This is a genomic window from Streptomyces sp. HmicA12 (genome assembly GCF_000373565.1).
Classification (GTDB): Bacteria; Actinomycetota; Actinomycetes; order Streptomycetales; family Streptomycetaceae; genus Streptomyces.
This window is the reverse complement of the sequence record NZ_KB891820.1, coordinates 391,864-410,556: the sequence shown is the minus strand read 5'-3', so window position 1 is coordinate 410,556 and position 18,693 is coordinate 391,864. Positions and strand designations below refer to the sequence as shown.

Annotated in this window: 14 protein-coding genes; 9 read left to right on the top strand and 5 right to left on the bottom strand. The window is 70.3% G+C overall.

Translation table 11 applies throughout. The features are described 5' to 3' along the window. Positions 1-29: 29 nt before the first annotated feature. Positions 30-3,632 (bottom strand): S8 family serine peptidase, encoded by a 3,603-nt coding sequence (locus B072_RS0128160; RefSeq protein WP_199791102.1) that lies wholly within the window; start codon positions 3,630-3,632, stop codon positions 30-32. Positions 3,633-4,569: 937 nt separating this feature from the next. On the opposite strand from B072_RS0128160, the gene B072_RS0128155 reads away from it, so the two are divergent. The 3 genes from B072_RS0128155 (at position 4,570) to B072_RS0128145 (ending at position 7,422) form a co-directional block, all read left to right on the top strand. Next, on the top strand, positions 4,570-5,493 hold the full coding sequence (locus B072_RS0128155; protein ID WP_018533301.1) for an ABC transporter ATP-binding protein: 924 nt from the start codon (positions 4,570-4,572) through the stop codon (positions 5,491-5,493). Further along, complete coding sequence (locus tag B072_RS0128150; protein WP_018533300.1) at positions 5,490-6,275, top strand: ABC transporter permease; 786 nt, start codon at positions 5,490-5,492, stop codon at positions 6,273-6,275. Before B072_RS0128155 ends, B072_RS0128150 begins: the two co-directional genes overlap by 4 nt. A gap of 151 nt (positions 6,276-6,426) precedes the next feature. Continuing rightward, positions 6,427-7,422 carry a COX15/CtaA family protein gene (locus B072_RS0128145; protein ID WP_018533299.1) on the top strand — a complete coding sequence of 332 codons (996 nt, stop codon included), beginning with the start codon at positions 6,427-6,429 and terminating at the stop codon, positions 7,420-7,422. Positions 7,423-7,492: 70 nt separating this feature from the next. Here B072_RS0128145 and B072_RS0128140 read toward each other — a convergent pair whose 3' ends face one another. Continuing rightward, positions 7,493-8,308, bottom strand: a complete 816-nt coding sequence (locus B072_RS0128140) for an alpha/beta fold hydrolase (RefSeq protein ID WP_018533298.1) — start codon at positions 8,306-8,308, stop codon at positions 7,493-7,495. A 145-nt stretch (positions 8,309-8,453) separates the two neighbouring features. On the opposite strand from B072_RS0128140, the gene B072_RS0128135 reads away from it, so the two are divergent. Beyond that, positions 8,454-8,966 carry a MarR family winged helix-turn-helix transcriptional regulator gene (locus B072_RS0128135; protein WP_018533297.1) on the top strand — a complete coding sequence of 171 codons (513 nt, stop codon included), beginning with the start codon at positions 8,454-8,456 and terminating at the stop codon, positions 8,964-8,966. Here the strand turns inward: B072_RS0128135 and B072_RS0128130 are convergent. The 3 genes from B072_RS0128130 to B072_RS0128120 form a co-directional block, all read right to left on the bottom strand. Next, the gene (locus tag B072_RS0128130) at positions 8,947-10,110 is read right to left on the bottom strand and encodes an amidohydrolase family protein (protein ID WP_018533296.1); all 1,164 of its coding nucleotides are present in this window, start codon (positions 10,108-10,110) and stop codon (positions 8,947-8,949) included. The two genes, B072_RS0128135 and B072_RS0128130, sit on opposite strands and share 20 nt — an antisense overlap. Before the next feature lie 112 nt (positions 10,111-10,222). Continuing rightward, complete coding sequence (locus B072_RS0128125) at positions 10,223-10,558, bottom strand: hypothetical protein (RefSeq protein ID WP_018533295.1); 336 nt, start codon at positions 10,556-10,558, stop codon at positions 10,223-10,225. Between the two features lie 93 nt (positions 10,559-10,651). Further along, the gene (locus tag B072_RS0128120; RefSeq protein ID WP_018533294.1) at positions 10,652-11,509 is read right to left on the bottom strand and encodes a heme o synthase; all 858 of its coding nucleotides are present in this window, start codon (positions 11,507-11,509) and stop codon (positions 10,652-10,654) included. A 531-nt stretch (positions 11,510-12,040) separates the two neighbouring features. Between B072_RS0128120 and tkt the strand changes: the two genes are divergently transcribed. The 5 genes from tkt to pgl are packed head-to-tail and all read left to right on the top strand — an operon-like array spanning position 12,041 to position 18,682. Next, on the top strand, positions 12,041-14,128 hold the full coding sequence (gene tkt, locus B072_RS0128115) for a transketolase (RefSeq protein WP_018533293.1): 2,088 nt from the start codon (positions 12,041-12,043) through the stop codon (positions 14,126-14,128). 34 nt (positions 14,129-14,162) lie between these two features. Continuing rightward, positions 14,163-15,281 (top strand): transaldolase, encoded by a 1,119-nt coding sequence (gene tal, locus B072_RS0128110; RefSeq protein WP_018533292.1) that lies wholly within the window; start codon positions 14,163-14,165, stop codon positions 15,279-15,281. A 4-nt stretch (positions 15,282-15,285) separates the two neighbouring features. After that, positions 15,286-16,815 (top strand): glucose-6-phosphate dehydrogenase, encoded by a 1,530-nt coding sequence (gene zwf / locus B072_RS0128105; protein ID WP_026246382.1) that lies wholly within the window; start codon positions 15,286-15,288, stop codon positions 16,813-16,815. Beyond that, positions 16,812-17,900 carry a glucose-6-phosphate dehydrogenase assembly protein OpcA gene (gene opcA, locus B072_RS0128100; RefSeq protein WP_018533290.1) on the top strand — a complete coding sequence of 363 codons (1,089 nt, stop codon included), beginning with the start codon at positions 16,812-16,814 and terminating at the stop codon, positions 17,898-17,900. The genes zwf and opcA overlap by 4 nt, the downstream gene beginning before the upstream one ends. Beyond that, entirely contained in the window at positions 17,897-18,682 is a 786-nt protein-coding gene (pgl, locus tag B072_RS0128095; RefSeq protein WP_026246381.1) for a 6-phosphogluconolactonase, read from the top strand. The genes opcA and pgl overlap by 4 nt, the downstream gene beginning before the upstream one ends. Positions 18,683-18,693: the final 11 nt, after the last annotated feature.

Genomic DNA, 18,693 nt, shown 5'->3' with positions numbered 1-18,693 from the left:
GGTGCCTGCGGTTTCTCAACTCGGGCTCCTTAGCTGCTGAGGTCGGGGCGCTGGGTGACGCGGACGGCGTTGACGAGGGTCTTCTCGGTGCCGGTGGCGACGAGGCGGACGTTCAGCTGGCCGTCGGCGACCTTGACGGTGAAGGTCTCGGGCAGTGCCCGGTAACTCCCGCCGGTGGCCTTGACGATGTCCAGGTCGGACCGCTGGACCACGCCCTCGGCGAGCACGTCGGTCGAGCGCCGTCCGGCCGGGACGGCGGCGAGTTCGGCGAAGTCCAGCTCGACCTGGTAGACGCCGTCCGGAACGCTGTCGAAGCGGTACTCCACGGCACCCTCGCGGGCGGTGCGGTACAGCTTGTCGTCGGCGGTGTCCTCGATGGCGTCGGTGCTGGTCAGCTTCGTCGACTGGCCGAGGTAGCCGTACGAGCCGGCCGTGTACTTCCGGTCGGGGCCCCAGGTGTCCCCGGCCCGGTCGGTGTACGCCTTGCTCCCGCCCGCGTCGAGCGCGCTCTGGTAGGCGGGCACGGACAGGGTCACCGGGATCCTGATCTCGGGCGTCCGCCCGCTGTCGGAGGCGATGACGACGGTGCCCTTGAGGGCGGTGCCGGGGGCGACGCCGTGCGTGTCGAAGGTGAGGACGACCTGCTGTGTGCCGCCCTCGGCCAGGTCACCGGTGGCCGGGGACGCGCTCAGCCAGGCCGCGCCTCCCGACTCCGTAACCGAATAGGACGTCGTGGAACCGGAGTTGGTGAGGGTGATCGTGCGCTGCCTGCTCTGCTCGGCGGGGACGACGACGGTCGTGGCGGTGTTCGGGGTGACGTCGATCTTGCCGGTGGTCAGTCGCGCGGAGACCCGCTCGGCGGACCCGGCGGCGAGCGCGACGGTGCGGGTGTCTGCGGTGTAGTGCGCGGCGCCGATGGTGACCTCGTAGTCGGCCGGCTCGCCGGTGGCCGGGACCTGCACCAGGTAGGTGCCGGCCGCGCCGGTGGTGCCGGTGGCAACCTGTGTGCCGTCGCGGCGGACGGTGACGGTGGCTCCGGCGAGCGCCTTGGAGTCGTTCGCGTCGGTGACGGTGCCGGTCAGGGCGGCGCTACGCGAGGGCCGGAACGTCAGCACGGTGCCGTTGTCCACCGCGGCCTGGTTGTAGGAGTAGGTGAGCGCGTCGGTGCCGTCCGCGTTCTCCGCGCCGATGGTCGCGCTCAGGCCGCGCGCGTAGGTGTCGCCGACCTGGTTGCGATAGTGGTAGGAGTACGTGCCGTCCTCGCCGATCACGACGGAGAAGTCGAGCTTCTGGGTGCGGGCGGCGCTGGGCACGGCCCCGCGCCACTCGACGACGACCTCGCGGTGCGGGGCGGCACCGCGCGTGCTCCAGTACATCGCGCCGCTGTCGGTGGCCAGTTGGAGATCGTCCCAGAACGGATAGAGGGAGCCGTTCGGATACGCGGTGTACGGCAGCGTGTGGTTCGTGGACATGTTGACGGGCGTTTCGAAGGTCAGGTAGCCCTCGATGTTCGCCGAAGCCTTGGTGTACGTCTTGCCGTACAGCGCCACCGGGAAGGGCAGGTTGACCGTGGCGTTGCCGGAGTAGGGACTGCTCGTGTTCAGCTTGGTGTCGCCGGAGGGGAAGTCCTCCTCGTGCGCCTCCGTGCAGGTCGTGCCGAACTTGTCGGTGCGGCTGGGCAGTTCGAGGTCCTTGCCGGAGTCGCCCGCGGTGACCTCGACGGTGAACGCCCCGATCGCGGCACACCGACTGTTCGGCGTGATCGTCAACTGATAGGTGCCGGAAGGCAGTTGCAGCGTGTACGAGCCGTCGCCCCCGGTGGTCGTGGTGGTGTCGGCGGGAGCTCCGGCCACCTCGATCTTCGCGCCGGCCTCCGGGCCGCTCGTGGTGCGTACGGTGCCGGACAGGGTGCCCGTGGGGGCGGTGTCGAGGGCGAGGTCGCGGGTGGCGGTGGAGCCCTCGGTGATGGTGACGGTGGACTCGGCGGGCCGGTAGCCGTACTTGGAGACCTTCACCTGGTAGTCGCCGACCATCAGTTTCGGCAGGCTGTAGGTGCCGTCGTCGCGGGTGTTGACGGTGGCGTCCATGGGGCCGGTGAGGTCGACGGTGGCTCCGGCGAGCGGCGCGCCGTCGGCGGTGACGGCACCGATGAGGCCGCCCAGCGGGCCGCGCGGCGTGGCTGCGACGGCCGCGTACGCGTCGAGCCGGCCCTCACCGAAGACATTGTTGTTCGCGGCGGTGCCGCCGCAGGTGAGGTCGGGAACGTCGTGGGCGGTCCTGTCGAGGAGCCGCTCGGTGGCTGCTACGTCGCCACGGATCGCCGGGGAAACCGACCACATCAGGGCGACGGTCGCGGCGGTGTGCGGCGAGGCCATCGACGTACCGGACATGACGGCGTAGCCCCCACCGGGCGCGGCCGAGCGGATGTCCACGCCGGGTGCGGCGATGTCCGGCTTGACGGCGCCGTCCTCACCTGCGCCGCGCGCGGAGAACGAGGCGATGTCGCCGTCGCTGTCGTAGGCCCCGGAGGCATAGGTGTTGGGGTACGCGCCCGGGGATCCGACCGTGGCGCAGTCGGGGCCGTTGTTGCCGTTCGAGAACGCCGGGAAGATGCCCGCGTCCACCCATGCCTGGACCATCGACTCGTACCAGGTGTCGAGGACGTCGGCGCCCCAGGAGTTGTTGACCACGTCGGGGGCGAGGTCGGGGCGCGGGTCCTGGCCGGTGCGGTCGGTCGGGGCGAGGATCCACTGTCCGGCGGCGAGCAGCGCGTCCTGCGGGCAGCCTGAGACGGTGCAGCCCTTGGCGGCGATCCACCGTGCGCCCGGCGCGACACCGATCCGGTCGCCGTCACCGTCGTCGCCGACCATCGTGCCCATGGTGTGGCTGCCGTGCCCGTGGTCGTCGCAGGGTTCCTGTTCGGGACAGGTGGCGGTGGCGTCGAACCAGTTGTGGTCGTGGTCGTACGTCCCGTCGGCCTTCAGGCCCCGGTAACTCCCGGCGAGCGTCGGGTGCTGGTAGTCGACGCCGGTGTCGATGTTGGCGATGACGACACCGTCACCGCGGTCACCCAGGTCGTCCCACACCTTGGGCGCGTTGATGCTGTCGATGTTCCACTCGACGCCGCCGGCGGCCTGCGGCTGCTCTTCGGCGGTCCGGTCGTCGGGCAGCTTCAGCACCTTGTCGGCCGCGATGGCTTCGACCTCGGGCCGAGCGGCGATCTTCTCCGCGAGCGCCTTGTCCCCGGTCACCTTGACGGTGTTGCTGATCCAGTACGAGGTGAAGTGCGCGCCGGACTTCTTCAGCAGGGCCTTCAGCTCTCCCTGGGACGCCGTCGCTCGCTCCTTCTTGGCCTTGATGACGGCGCGGCCCTTGTCGGCCTTCTTCTTCGCCTTCCGCGCGGCCGAGGTGTCGGCCTGCGCGTCGAGCTGCACCCAGAAGGTCGTGGTGCCGTCGGCGCCGGGCTTGTCGAGCTGGCGAAGAACCTTGGGCTCGCCCTTGGCCCGCAGGGCGTTCGCGGGCTGCGGCGTGGGGTCGGCGACGGCGGGCACCGCGCCGATGAGCGGCACCCCCAACGCCACGGTGAGCGCGACGGCCAACAGGCCGCGCCGTCTCGGTGCTTGCTGTCTCACGTAGGAACTCGCTTTCGCAGAAAGGTGATTGCCGGGTGGACAGGGACGGGCAGAACCGGGCCGGAACAGGCGGGACCGGGGGCGTGGACCGTGAAGGGGCCGCCTTGGTCAGCGCGGCGTGGCCGGCTCGGGCGGGGCGGCCTACGCGGGCGACAGACCCAAAAGTGGCAGGCGCATGACACAAGACAGCAGGGCAGCGAGGCCGCTACGCCGCCGCGAGGGAACTGGTCTCAACACGCACTCTCCTTCTCAGGAACCCCGTGAAGCACCCACGGGACACACGCGAAACAGGGACCACGCCAGAAGTATGGGAGCGGCTCACCAGGTCAACGGGCTTGCACGACTGGCGAGATGCCGACATGACGCACACCCGCCAACCGACCGTCCGGGCGGCCGAACCGGACACGCCGGGACGCCACACAGCCCGCACTCTCCGGCCTCCGCACGCCGCACAGCCGCACAGCCGCACGCCGCACAGCAGCATGCCGACCGCTACCCGGCCTCGCCCCGGGCACCTCGGTGCCGACCAGCACCGCCGTCGCCATCGCCGAGGCGTCGGCGAGGCGTCGGCGAGGCGTCGGCGAGGCGTCGGCGATCATGACCTCCGAGCGCCGGGGCCAGCCCGGTCCGGCGCGACGCACGCCAGGCCCACGGCCGTCACCGGCACCTTCACCGGCACCGGCACCGGCCCCCGAGATCCGGAACCGTCACCGCGAGCCCCTGCTCCGCCAGGCCACCCCGCGCGTCGGGATCAGACCCCTCGGCCACACCGGTACGCACACAACCGGGCAATGTCCGGCGCAACCTCACCCCCGACCCACTCACGCCTCGCCCGCAACGTCACCCAACGTCACGATCCGCATCCGTCACCCCCGAGTCCCCTCGCCACGGCCCCCGGCCCCTGGCACCCCTCCGCTCGTCCCTAGACTTGGCCACCATGGAAAGCGAGCCCGTCGTCCACATCACCTCACTGGTGAAGCGGTACGGAGACAAAACCGCGGTCGACGGTCTCGACCTCACCGCCGCCCCCGGCATCACGGCCGTCCTCGGCCCCAACGGCGCGGGCAAGACCACCACCATCGAGACCTGCGAGGGCTACCGCAGGCCGGACTCCGGCACCGTCCGCGTCCTCGGCCTCGACCCGGTGAAGCAGTCCGCGAAGCTGCGCCCGCGCATCGGCGTGATGCTGCAGTCGGGCGGCGTCTACTCCGGCGCCCGTGCCGACGAGATGCTGCACCACGTCGCCAAGCTGCACGCCCACCCGCTCGACGTGGACGCCCTCATCGAGCGCCTCGGCCTCGACAGCTGCGGACGCACCACCTACCGGCGTCTGTCCGGCGGCCAGCAGCAGCGCCTCGCCCTCGCGATGGCCGTCGTCGGCCGCCCCGAACTGGTCTTCCTCGACGAGCCGACCGCGGGCCTCGACCCGCAGGCACGTCACGCGACCTGGGACCTCGTCCGCGATCTGCGCCGCGACGGCGTTTCCGTCATCCTCACCACCCACTACATGGACGAGGCCGAACAGCTCGCCGACGACGTCGCGATCGTCGACGCGGGCCAGGTCATCGCCCAGGGCTCCCCCGAGCAGCTGTGCCGCGGCGGCGCCGAGAACACCCTGCGTTTCAGCGGTCGCCCGGGACTCGACGTCGGCTCGCTGCTCAAGGCCCTGCCCACCGACTCCGCGGCCGCCGAACTGACCCCCGGCTCCTACCGGGTCAGCGGCCAGGTCGACCCGCAGCTCCTGGCGACGGTCACCTCCTGGTGCGCCCAGCACGGCGTGATGCCGGAGAAGATCTCCGTCGAGCGGCACACCCTCGAAGACGTATTCCTGGAACTGACCGGCAAGGAGCTGCGCGGATGAGCACGACCGACCGGTTGGCCCCCGGCACGTACACCCCGGCCCCGGGAGCCGCCCCGCTGCCCCGCATGATCGCGGCGCAGGCCGTGCTCGAGACGAAGATGCTGCTGCGCAACGGCGAACAGCTGCTGCTCACGGTCGTCATCCCCACCCTTCTGCTGGTCCTGTTCTCGTCGGTCGACATCGTCGACACCGGCGCGGGCAAGGCGGTCGACTTCCTCGCCCCCGGCATCCTCGCGCTCGCCGTGATGTCCACGGCGTTCACCGGCCAGGCCATCGCGACGGGCTTCGAGCGTCGCTACGGCGTCCTCAAGCGGCTCGGCGCCTCCCCTCTGCCCCGCTGGGGCCTGATGACGGCCAAGACCCTCTCGGTCCTGGTCACCGAGATCCTCCAGGTCGTCCTCCTCACGGTCATCGCGTTCGCACTCGGCTGGTCCCCGCACGGGAACCCCTTCGCCGTCCTGCTCCTCCTCGTCCTCGGCACGGCGGCCTTCTCGGGCCTCGGCCTGCTGATGGCCGGCACCTTGAAGGCAGAGGCCACGCTCGCCGCGGCGAACCTGGTCTTCCTGCTCCTCCTCGTGGGCGGCGGCGTCATCGTGCCGCTGGACAAGTTCCCGGACGCCGCCCAGAACGTGCTCGGCCTGCTCCCCATCGCCGCGCTCTCCGACGGCCTGCGCGACGTCCTCCAGCACGGTGCCTCGATGCCCTGGGGCGACCTCGGCATCCTCGCGGTGTGGGCGGTCCTCGGCCTCGGCGCGGCGGCCCGCTTCTTCCGCTGGGAGTGACGCGCGCGTCGGCCCGCGCCCATCCGTGGGGCCGGTCCGCATCGCGGCGTGTGACCCGGCATACCGCCACCGTGACGTAACTCCCGTCACAGATTCCGCAGTTACGTCCCCCTCGTGAAGCGGCGCACAAGCGGCCCCCTACGATGGGCCCGTGCCAAACCTGACCCGCGCCGACGCCGTCCAGGCGGTGCGCAATCCGCTCGCCTTCATCGCCGAACGCTGGACTCCCACTCCGCGGACCGTCCAGCGCGCGGCCCTGTCCGCCGTCGTCATGACGGTGGTCATCGTCGTCACCGGTGGCGCGGTGCGCCTGACCGGCTCGGGCCTCGGCTGCCCGACATGGCCGAAGTGCACCGATCAGTCGCTGACCGCGACGAGCGAGATGGGCTTCCACGGAGCCATCGAGTTCGGCAACCGCATGCTGACGTACGTGCTGTGCGCCGCGGTCGGCTGGGCGATCATCGCCGCCCGCTCGCAGAAGCCGTGGCGCCGCTCGCTGACCCGGCTCGGCTGGACCCAGTTCTGGGTCGTCATGGGCAACGCGGTCCTGGGCGGCATCGTCGTCCTGGTCGGCCTCAACCCGTACACGGTCGCGGCCCACTTCGTCCTGACGACCGCGCTCCTCACGGTCGCCGTCGTGATGTGGCAGCGCACCCGCGAGGGCGACGCCGCGCCCCGGCCGCTGGTCGGCAAGTCGATCAAGCAGCTGGTCTGGTTCCTGGTTCTGGCGGCCGCCCTGCTCATCCTGGTCGGCACCGTCGTGACCGGCGCGGGTCCGCACGCAGGCGACTCCAGTGACGTCCCGCGCATGCCGCTGGACTGGGAGACGGTCACCAAGCTGCACGCGGTCCTGGCCTGGATCGTGGTGACGCTGACCTTCGCCCTCTGGTTCGTCCTCAAGGCGGTCGACGCCCCCAAGGGCCCCCTGCACCGCACCCGGGATCTCTTCCTGATCCTCCTGGCCCAGGGCGTCATCGGCTACGTCCAGTACTTCACCGACCTCCCCGAGATCCTCGTCGGCCTGCACATGATGGGCTCGGCGCTGGTGTGGATCGGCGTGCTGCGCGTGGTCCTGTCGCTGCGTGAGCGCCCGGAGGCAACGGTGGACGTACCGGCGCAGGCGGACTCGGAGCTGTCGACGGTCTGAGGACCGCCGGCCCGCTCGGCCCGCAGCAGGGACCGAGGCCGCCGCCGGGACCGACAGGGGCCTTGCCGCCTCATTCGTCACGGAGGACCTCCTCGAGGCGGGCCGCGTACGCCTGCGGGTGCGTCGTGTTCCCGTTGTGCCCGCCGGGGAACTCCTCGGCCTCCACCTCTCGTATCCGCGCGAGCTCCAAGGCGCACCGCCGGTCGAAGACCTCGGGAGGCGTGGCCCGCCCCACCGCCGGCACGATGCGCACGGCGGACCGGGCGAGCATGTCGACGTCCAGCTCCGCCTGGACGACCGCGGTGAAATCCCGCTCGATGAAGAACGCGAAGTTCGCCACGCGCTGCGGGGTGAGCGGCATCGGCGTGAGGTCCGGCTCGGTCTCCTGACGCAACGGGTCGATCCCAAGCACACGGGCCATCTCCGGAAAGGCCGCCTGGAGCCCGCCGTCCCGGTGAACCTGCCGCAGAGCGACCAGCTCCTGGACGTGATGGGCCCTGCGGTCGGCGGGCAACAGCGCGGGCGACACAGGCTCATGGGCGACGAGCGTCGCCAACTGCTCCGGATGCCGCAGCGCGAGGTGCAGCCCGATCGACGCACCCATGCTGCAGCCGAGCATCAGCGCGGGCTCGTCGGTCAGCTCGGCCAACAAACGGTGCACGTCGTCCGCGTGCTGCGTCAGCCGCACATCCCTACCCCGCTCGGCGCGCTCGCTGCGGGACAGGCCCCGGCGGTCGTACGTCACCACCGTGTACCGGTCGACGAGCCGGTCGACCAGATCCACGCTGCGCCCGGCGTCGCCTTCCCCGCTCTGCGCGATCAGCAGCAGCGGACCGCTCCCCCGGACCTCGTAGTAGAGCTTGGCCCCGTCGACGGTGAGAAACATCGAACCCCCCAGGTGAAATGCGCCGGACGGCGCCGTTCGCCGCCGAACACCTTCACCGTACTCCATCTATTTCGATGCATCAATAGCGATACATCAACAGTGATGGATCAGAATCGATGCATCATCCTCGATGTAATATCCCCGTATGAGCCCGTCATCCCGGACCGGAAGCGGAAGCGACACGCCTTCGCTGACCCCCGTCGAGCTGTTCCTCCTCGGCCGCACGCTGATGAAGATCGGCGAGGAGTCCCTGCCCGAGCCCGCCCCCGGCTCCGGTCCGTCCGGCCAGTTCCGCGGCGGCACCAGGGCCGTCCTGGTCGTCCTCAGCGACGTCTACGCCCACGACAACACGTCCGTCGGCGCCATCGCCGCCCGCACCGGACTCCCCCAGAGCCAGGTCTCAGGCGCCGTGGCCCGGCTCAAGGAGACCGGGTCGGTCGAGACGGCGCCCGATCCCGCCGACGGCAGGCGTCAGTTGATCCGGCAGGCCGCCGAGGCCTCCGACCGGGTGGCCGAGGTCCGTACGGCCGGCATCGACGAGGCGCTGGCCACCGCACTCGGTGGCGCCGACGCGGGCCGCCTGCGCGAGGTCACGGACGCGCTCGCCGTGCTCTCCCGGCACCTCACCCCGGAGTCGGTCAGCCGTCTGCGCCCATAGCGGCGAGTCCGTAGACCCGCTGCGCCGTGCCCGACGCGATCATCCCGGCGACCCGCTGCGCGTCCGCGAGCGACCACGCCCCGTCGGCCACCCACCCGCCGAGCACCCGCCCGAGCGCTTCCCGGAACAGCCGGGCACCGACCACGTGCAGCTCGGGAAGGCCGCGTGCGCCGCTGGAGAAGAGGAGCTTGCCGAACGGGGCCAGCTCCAGGATCTCCGCGAGCACCGCGGCGGCCCGGGCCCCGGTGCGGGCGAGAGCCGGGCCGAGGTCCGCGTAGACATGGGGAAAGATCCCGGCCAGATGGGCGGCGTGCCGGTGATACGGGTAGCCGTGCAGCAGGACGAGATCCGTGCCGAGCCCGACCGTGGCCCGCGCGAAGTCGGCGAGAAGCACCGGGTCCGTGCGGTCCGCGCTGCCCCACGTCGTCGAGTTCGCCCGGACCGGGGAGACCACGGCCCCCGGTTCGCCCAGCCCGGCATGCAGCTGGAGGGGCCGCCCGGTCGCGACCGCGATCCACAGCAGATGGCGCAGCACGACGGGGTCCGTCACCGGTCCCCCCACCGTCCGCCCGGCGAGCCAGCGCCCCACGGCGCCGCGCACCTCGCCGGGTCCCGGCGGCTGCGGCGCGAGCGCGAGTCCGTGACGTACCCCCGCGACCGAGGTGAAGGCGACGGCTCCGACGGCCGCGGCGTGCACCGACTCGGCGAGGTTCGCGAGGAAGGATTCGACGGTTCCCGAGGTGTCGGCGACCTGCTCGGCAAGTAGTTCGAGGCGGATGATCTCGTGGGCCTCGGCCTCTCCGGCCGACGCCATCTCGGCGGGCCCGGTGAGATCGCCCGGAAGCCCCGTGTCCACGAGATACGTGGTGATGCCACTGCCGCGCAGCAGCCGCCGCCCCGCCTCCAGCACACCGAGTTCACGGCGCCTGGCCAGATAACGCGCGGGCGGACAGTGGGGTTCCATGCCGAGCAGGGGCGGGCACCAGCGGCGTACCGCGAAACCGGTCTGGGTGTCGAAGAAGGTGGTGCCGGGGGCGGGCGGCCCCTCACCCCGGCCGAGGTGGGCCTCGAACGTGCCGAGGCCCAGCTCCGTACGCAGCACCCCGTGGCAGTTCTGGTCCACCAGGGACGGCGTTTCGATCATCCGGGGCTCCCGTATATGGACCGTGCTCCTACAGTCCTAACGGGTGACAGGGCGCCTGGTGTTGCTCAACCCCACGTCGCACACCTGCACGCATGGCCCCCACATGCCCGGATCAGCCGCCGAGCTGGATGCCCGCCATGCGCTTCCACTCGTACGGGCCGGTCTCGACCTTGGCCGCGAATTCGCCGTCGAAGTCCTCGTGGACGGTGATCCCGGCCTTCTCGACGGCCTTCTGCGCGACCTCGTACGTCGTGGCGACCAGGTCGCCCCAGCCGCCGTCCTCGCCGACGAGCACGATCCGGGTGCCGTGCTCACCGATGTACGCGAGCTGCCCCTCGGCGCCGCCGTGCGCCTTGGCGAACGCGCCGATCTGCTGGGCCAGCTTGGCCGCCCGGCGCTCGTCCTTCGTTGCCCGACGGGGCGCCTCAACCGCTTGAGTCTCTGCCATGAACAGGATGCTACCGACGAGTAGCGAAACAAGCGATGGGTGGGGCGCGTGGCCTGGGCCACGCGCCCCACCCATCGGGGACTCAGAGAGGGATCAGCGCAGGAACGGGTCCACCGCGACCGCCACGAACAGCAGCGAGACATAGGTGATGGACCAGTGGAACAGGCGCATCTCCTTGAGCTTGCCGCCCGTCACCTCGGCCTTCGCGCGGTTCTGCAGCCCGTGCGCCTCCCACAGCCAGAACCCGCCCGCGAGCAGCGCGACCACGGTGTAGAACCAGCCGGTGTAGCCGAGCGGCGTCAGCAGCAGCGAGACCGCGACCATCACCCAGCTGTAGATGACGATCTGCTTCGCCACCACCTTGTTGGAGGCGATGACCGGCAGCATGGGCACGCCCACGCGCGCGTAGTCGTCCTTCACCTTCATGGACAACGGCCAGTAGTGCGGCGGCGTCCAGAAGAACATCACGAGGAAGAGGATGACCGGAGCCCACGACATCGAGTTGGTCACCGAGGACCAGCCGATGAGCACGGGCAGACAGCCGGCGATCCCGCCCCAGACGATGTTCTGCGACGTGCGCCGCTTCAGGATCATCGTGTAGACGACCACATAGAAGAGCAGTGCGCCGAGCGACAGCCAGGCCGAAAGCCAGTTGACCGCGAAGCCGAACAGAAGCGTGGAGACCACCGCGAGCGAGATGCCGAACACCAGGCATTCGTTCGGGCTCACCATTCCGGTGACCAGTGGCCGCTGTGACGTGCGCTCCATGAGAGCGTCGATGTCGCGGTCGTACCACATGTTCAGCGCGTTGGCGCCCCCTGCCGACAGGTAGCCGCCGAGGCAGGTGATGAGCACCAGCTTCAGGTTCGGCACACCCTGCTCGGCGAGGAACATCACCGGAACCGTGGTGATGAGCAGCAGCTCGATGATCCGCGGCTTGGTCAGCGCCACGAACGCCTTGACTCGGGCCCCGAGCGGGCGCTGGCCTCGGCTGCTACTCGTGCTGCTCGTCCCGAGCGCTCCCGCTGGACGGGATTCGACGGCCGTCACGCACACCCCTGACAGAGACTCCAGCGAGCCCCCGAAAAAGACCACTTGATGTGAAGTCCCGGTAAAGCTCGCGCGTACCACGCCACTGTAGACGTTGCCTATACCTCGCCCTTCGTGGGGGTGGGTCCGTGTTGGGCAGCATGCCGCGAAGGAGGCAACGGCCACTCCGACGGCCCCTCGGGCGGGGCACTTCGACGGCCTCCGCGAGCCGGGTCCAGATGAGCTTTCGCGTCCCCGGATGAGCCCGCAGATGAGCGGCTCCGTATTCACGTGACGAACGCTCCCGATCCCTGTCAGGAGGCGGATTTAACAGAGTCCCGGCAGTCTGGAATGACTCGAAATAATGCACGTTCCAGCAAGGGTAGGCTCGACAGCGGCCGGTGAGACCGACATCACCGGCGTGAGCCATGTGGAGAGGAGCCCTGACTCAGGGTGAGTACCAAGCCGACCACCGCAGACCTCGAGTGGACCGATGTGGACCAGCGGGCCGTTGACACCGTCCGCGTCCTGGCCGCCGATGCCGTACAGAAGGTCGGTAACGGCCATCCCGGCACGGCGATGAGCCTGGCCCCGGCCGCGTACACCCTCTTCCAGAAGGTGATGCGGCACGACCCGGCGGACGCCGACTGGGTCGGGCGTGACCGATTCGTGCTGTCCGCGGGCCACTCGTCCCTGACCCTCTACATCCAGCTCTACCTGGCCGGATTCGGCCTGGAGCTGGACGACCTGAAGGCCTTCCGCACCTGGGGATCCAAGACCCCCGGTCACCCGGAGTACGGCCACACCACCGGCGTGGAGACGACGACCGGCCCGCTGGGCCAGGGCGTCGCCAACGCGGTGGGCATGGCCATGGCCGCCCGCTACGAGCGCGGCCTGTTCGACCCGGCGGCCGCCGTCGGCGAGAGCCCCTTCGACCACTTCATCTACGCCATCGCCGGTGACGGCTGCCTCCAGGAGGGCATCTCCTCCGAGGCGTCCTCGCTCGCGGGCCACCAGAAGCTCGGCAACCTGATCCTGCTGTGGGACGACAACCACATCTCGATCGAGGGCGACACGGAGACCGCGGTCTCCGAGGACACCTGCAAGCGGTACGAGGCGTACGGCTGGCACGTGCAGCGCGTGGCCCCGAAGCCGGACGGCGACCTGGACCACGAGGCGATCTACGACGCCATCGAGGCGGCCAAGAAGGTCACGGACAAGCCGTCCTTCATCGCGATGCGCTCGATCATCGCCTGGCCCGCCCCGAACGCGCAGAACACCGAGGCCGCGCACGGCTCGGCGCTCGGCGACGACGAGGTGGCCGCCACCAAGCGCGTCCTCGGCTTCGACCCCGAGAAGACCTTCGAGGTTCCCGACGAGGTCATCGCCCACACCCGCAAGGCCCTCGACCGCGGCGCCCAGGCCAAGGCCGAGTGGGAGAAGTCGTTCCAGGAGTGGCGCACCGCCAACCCGGAGCGCGCCGCCGACTTCGACCGCATCAACGCGGGCGAGCTGCCGGCCGGCTGGGAGGAGAAGCTCCCGGTCTTCGAGACCGGCAAGGGTGTCGCCACGCGCGCGGCGTCCGGCAAGGTCCTCGAGGCACTCGGCCCGGTCATCCCCGAGCTGTGGGGCGGCTCCGCCGACCTCGCGGGCTCGAACAACACGACGTTCGACAAGACGTCGTCGTTCCTCCCCGCGGACAACCCGCTGCCGGAGGCGAACCCGTACGGCCGCACCGTGCACTTCGGCATCCGCGAGCACTCCATGGCCGCGGAGATGAACGGCATCGCGCTGCACGGCCACACCCGCATCTACGGCGGCACCTTCCTGGTGTTCTCCGACTACATGCGCAATGCCGTCCGCCTGTCCGCCCTGATGCACCTCCCGGTGACGTACGTGTGGACGCACGACTCCGTCGGTCTCGGCGAGGACGGCCCGACCCACCAGCCCGTCGAGCACCTCGCCTCGCTGCGGGCCATCCCGGGCCTGAACGTGATCCGCCCGGCTGACGCCAACGAGACGGCCATCGCCTGGCGCGAGGTCCTCAAGCGCGGCAAGAAGGACTACGGCAAGAGCGCCCCGCACGGCTTCGCCCTGACCCGTCAGGGTGTGCCGACGTACGCGCCGAACGAGGACACCGTCAAGGGCGGCTACGTGCTCGTCGAGGCCTCCAAGGAGACCCCGGACCTGATCCTGATCGCCACCGGTTCCGAGGTGCAGCTGGCCGTCGAGGCCCGCGAGCAGCTGGAGGCCGAGGGTGTCGCCACGCGCGTCGTGTCGATGCCGTGCGTCGAGTGGTTCGAGGAGCAGGAGCAGGGGTACCGGGACAGCGTCCTGCCGCCTGCGGTGAAGGCGCGGGTCTCGGTCGAGGCCGGTATCGGTCTGACCTGGCACAAGTACGTCGGTGACGCGGGCCGCATCGTCTCGCTGGAGCACTTCGGTGCCTCGGCCGACGGGAAGGTCCTCTTCAAGGAGTTCGGTTTCACCGCCGAGAACGTGGCGGCCAAGGCGCGGGAATCCCTCGCCGCGGCCCAGCGCTGACGCCCGTACACGACACGTAGGAGATGCAATTTCCATGACAGACGCACTGAAGCGCCTCTCCGAGGAGGGCGTCGCGATCTGGCTGGACGACCTGTCGCGCAAGCGGATCACGTCCGGCAACCTTGCCGAGCTGATCGACCAGCAGCACGTCGTGGGCGTCACCACCAACCCGTCGATCTTCCAGAAGGCGATCTCGGAGGGTGATGGTTACGACCAGCAGCTCACCGATCTCGCGGCCCGCAAGGTCACCGTCGAGGAAGCCATCCGCATGATCACGACGGCGGACGTCCGCGACGCCGCCGACATCCTGCGCCCGGTCTTCGACGCGACAGGCGGCCAGGACGGCCGGGTCTCGATCGAGGTCGACCCGCGGCTCGCCCACAACACCAAGGCCACCATCGCCGAGGCCAAGCAACTGGCGTGGCTGGTGGACCGGCCGAACACGCTGATCAAGATCCCGGCGACCAAGGCGGGCCTTCCGGCCATCACCGAGGTCATCGGCAAGGGCATCAGCGTCAACGTCACGCTGATCTTCTCCCTCGAGCGGTACCGGGAGGTCATGGACGCCTACCTGGCCGGTCTGGAGAAGGCGAAGGCCGCGGGCCTGGACCTGTCCGAGATCCACTCCGTCGCGTCCTTCTTCGTGTCCCGCGTGGACACCGAGATCGACAAGCGGATCGACGCCCTCGGCACCGACGAGGCCAAGTCGGCGCGCGGCAAGGCCGCCCTCGCCAACGCCCGGCTCGCCTACGAGGCGTACGAGGAGGTCTTCTCCTCCGACCGCTGGGCCGCCCTGGACAAGGCGCAGGCCAACAAGCAGCGCCCGCTGTGGGCCTCGACCGGCGTCAAGGACAAGGCGTACAAGGACACTCTGTACGTCGACGACCTGGTCGCCCCGGGCACGGTGAACACCATGCCGGAGGCCACCCTCGACGCCACCGCCGACCACGGTCAGATCACCGGCAACACGATCGCGGGCACGTACGACAAGTCCCGCGCCGAGATCGAGGCCGTCGAGAAGCTGGGGATCTCGTACGACGAGGTCGTGCAGCTGCTCGAGGACGAGGGCGTGGAGAAGTTCGAGGCGTCCTGGAACGACCTGCTCAAGTCGACCGAGGCGGAGCTCAAGCGCCTCGCCCCCTCGGAGGGCTGAAACCTTGACCGCACACGGAGCCAACCCGCTCCGTGACGCCGCCGACCGACGGCTCCCGCGCATCGCGGGGCCGTCGGGCCTGGTGATCTTCGGCGTTACGGGCGATTTGTCACGTAAAAAGCTGATGCCTGCTGTTTATGACCTCGCCAACCGGGGTCTTCTCCCGCCCGGCTTCTCGTTGATCGGGTTCGCCCGCCGCGAGTGGCAGGACGAGGACTTCGCGCAGGAGGTGCACGACGCGGTCAAGCAGCACTCCCGGACGCCGTTCCGCGAGGAGGTCTGGCAGCAGCTCATCCAGGGGATGCGCTTCGTCCAGGGCAACTTCGACGACGACGACGCCTTCGAGACCCTGAAGCACACGATCCAGGATCTCGACAAGTCTCAGGGCACGGGCGGGAACTTCGCGTTCTACCTCTCCGTACCTCCCAAGTTCTTCCCGCAGGTCGTGCAGCAGCTGAAGAAGCACGGGCTCGCGGACGCGCCGAACGGCTCCTGGCGGCGGGCCGTCATCGAGAAGCCGTTCGGTCACGACCTCGCGTCGGCCAAGGAGCTGAACGCGATCGTGCACGAGGTGTTCGACCCGGACCAGGTGTTCCGTATCGACCACTACCTCGGCAAGGAGACCGTCCAGAACATCCTGGCGCTCCGCTTCGCGAACCAGATGTTCGAGCCGATCTGGAACCGGTCGTACGTGGACCACGTGCAGATCACGATGGCCGAGGACATCGGCATCGGCGGCCGCGCCGGCTACTACGACGGCATCGGCGCCGCCCGCGACGTCATCCAGAACCACCTCCTCCAACTGATGGCGCTGACCGCCATGGAGGAGCCCGCTTCCTTCGACGCGGACGCGCTCGTCGCCGAGAAGGCCAAGGTGCTCGGCGCGATCCGGCTGCCGAAGGACCTGGGCAAGGACACGGTGCGCGGCCAGTACGCGGCCGGGTGGCAGGGCGGCGAGAAGGCCGTCGGCTACCTCCAGGAAGACGGCATCGACCCGAAGTCGAAGACCGACACGTATGCGGCCATCAAGTTGGAGGTGGACAACCGCCGTTGGGCGGGGGTGCCCTTCTACCTGCGTACGGGTAAGCGACTCGGGCGCCGCGTCACCGAGATCGCCGTCGTCTTCCAGCGTGCGCCCCACTCCCCCTTCGACCACACGGCGACGGAGGAGCTGGGCCAGAACGCGATCGTGATCCGCGTCCAGCCGGACGAGGGCATCACCGTTCGCTTCGGCTCCAAGGTGCCGGGCACGTCGATGGAGATCCGGGACGTCTCGATGGACTTCGCCTATGGCGAGTCGTTCACCGAGTCGAGCCCGGAGGCGTACGAACGACTCATCCTGGACGTGCTGTTGGGCGACTCCAACCTCTTCCCGCGCACGGAGGAGGTCGAGCTGTCCTGGAACATTCTCGACCCGATCGAGAACTACTGGGACACGCACGGAAAGCCCGCGCAGTACCCGTCCGGCACGTGGGGGCCCGCCGAGGCGGACGAAATGCTCGCACGAGACGGACGGAGCTGGCGGCGCCCATGAAGATCGACCTTACGGACACCACCTCCAGCAAGATCAACAAGGCGCTCGTGCAGGGGCGTCGGGCCATCGGCACCCCTGCCGTCGGCATGGTGCTCACCCTCGTCATCGTCACCGACGAGGAGAACGCCTACGACTCCCTGAGAGCGGCCAACGACGCGTCGCGCGAGCACCCTTCGCGCACCCTGGTCGTCATCAAGCGCGTCTCCCGCTCCCCGCGCGACCGCACCAAGTCGCGGCTCGACGCCGAGGTGCGGGTCGGCGCGGAGGCGGGCACCGGCGAGACGGTCATGCTCCGGCTGTACGGCGAGGTCGTGAACCACGCCCAGTCGGTCGTCCTCCCGCTGCTCCTGCCGGACGCCCCGACGGTCGTCTGGTGGCCCGTGGACGCGCCTCTCGACCCCGCGAACGACCCGCTGGGCTCTCTGGCCCGGCGGCGCGTCACGGACACGTACGCGGCCGAACAGCCGGTCCACGAGCTGGAGGCCCGCGCGGCGTCCTACTCCCCCGGCGACACCGACCTGTCCTGGACCCGGATCACGCCGTGGCGCTCCATGCTCGCGGCGGCCCTGGACCAGGTCACGACCGACGTCACGTCGGTCGAGGTCGAGGGCGAGGAGTTCAACCCGAGCTGTGAGCTGCTCGCCATGTGGCTCGCGGACCGGCTGGACGTGCCGGTGAAGCGGACCCTGTCGGCGGGCCCGGGCCTGACCGGCGTACGGCTCGATTCCACGCAGGGCCCGATCGTCCTCGACCGGGCCGACGGCACGCTGGCCACCTTGTCCATCCAGGGGCAGCCGGACCGCGCGGTGGCGCTCAAGCGCCGCGAGACGTCCGAGCTGATCGCCGAGGAACTGCGGCGCCTGGACCCGGACGACACGTATGCGGCCGCCCTGCGGTTCGGCGTGGACCGGCTCGGTGAACCGGCCGAGCAGCGGACGGTGCCCGCGGAGCCCGCCCCGGAAAAGGCCCCCGCCGCGCAGGCCGCACCCGCCAAGACGGCTGCCAAGAAGACGGCCGCCAAGAAGACAACCGCGAAAAAGGCCCCTGCCAAGAAGGCTCCGGCCAAGAAAGCAGCAACTAAGTGAGTGCAGCACCCCAACTGGTCGTCCATCGCGACAAGGAGCTGATGGCGCAGGCGGCCGCGGCCCGGCTGATCACCAAGATCGTCGACGCCCAGGCCGCCCGCGGCTCCGCCTCCGTCGTCCTGACGGGCGGCCGCAACGGCAACGGCCTGCTGGCCGCGCTGAGTTCGTCCCCCGCGCGGGACGCGATCGACTGGGGCCGCCTCGACCTGTGGTGGGGCGACGAGCGGTTCCTGCCGGAAGGTGACCCGGAGCGCAACTACACGCAGGCCAAGGAGGCGCTGCTCGACGCCGTTCCGCTCGACCCCGCGCGCGTGCACGCCATGCCCGCGTCGGACGGGCCGTACGGCAACGACGCGGACGCGGCCGCAGAGGCGTACGCGGCCGAACTCGCCGCGGCGGCCGGCCCCGAGGACCACGGGGACGTGCCGACCTTCGACGTCCTGATGCTCGGCGTCGGTCCGGACACCCACGTCGCCTCGCTCTTCCCCGAGCTCCCGGCGGTGCGGGAGACGGAGCGCACGGTCGTCGGCGTACACGGCGCCCCCAAGCCCCCGCCCGTCCGTGTCTCGCTCACGCTTTCGGCGATCCGGGCCGCGCGCGAGGTATGGCTCCTCGCGGCGGGCGAGGACAAGGCCAAGGCGGCCGCGATCGCCCTGTCGGGCGCGGGCGAGGTCCAGGCCCCGGCCGCGGGCGCGTACGGCCGCTCGCGCACCCTGTGGCTGCTCGACGCGGCCGCGGCGTCGCAGCTGCCGCCCGAGCTGTATCCGCCGGCCGTTTCCTGAATCACCGTCAG

Coding starts and splice junctions, on each gene's coding strand:
- B072_RS0128155 (WP_018533301.1), top strand. CDS start 4,570: ATGGAAAGCGAGCCCGTCGTCCACATCACCTCACTGGTGAAGCGGTAC.
- B072_RS0128150 (WP_018533300.1), top strand. CDS start 5,490: ATGAGCACGACCGACCGGTTGGCCCCCGGCACGTACACCCCGGCCCCG.
- B072_RS0128140 (WP_018533298.1), bottom strand. CDS start 8,308: ATGTTTCTCACCGTCGACGGGGCCAAGCTCTACTACGAGGTCCGGGGG.
- B072_RS0128135 (WP_018533297.1), top strand. CDS start 8,454: ATGAGCCCGTCATCCCGGACCGGAAGCGGAAGCGACACGCCTTCGCTG.
- B072_RS0128130 (WP_018533296.1), bottom strand. CDS start 10,110: ATGATCGAAACGCCGTCCCTGGTGGACCAGAACTGCCACGGGGTGCTG.
- B072_RS0128125 (WP_018533295.1), bottom strand. CDS start 10,558: ATGGCAGAGACTCAAGCGGTTGAGGCGCCCCGTCGGGCAACGAAGGAC.
- tal (WP_018533292.1), top strand. CDS start 14,163: ATGACAGACGCACTGAAGCGCCTCTCCGAGGAGGGCGTCGCGATCTGG.
- opcA (WP_018533290.1), top strand. CDS start 16,812: ATGAAGATCGACCTTACGGACACCACCTCCAGCAAGATCAACAAGGCG.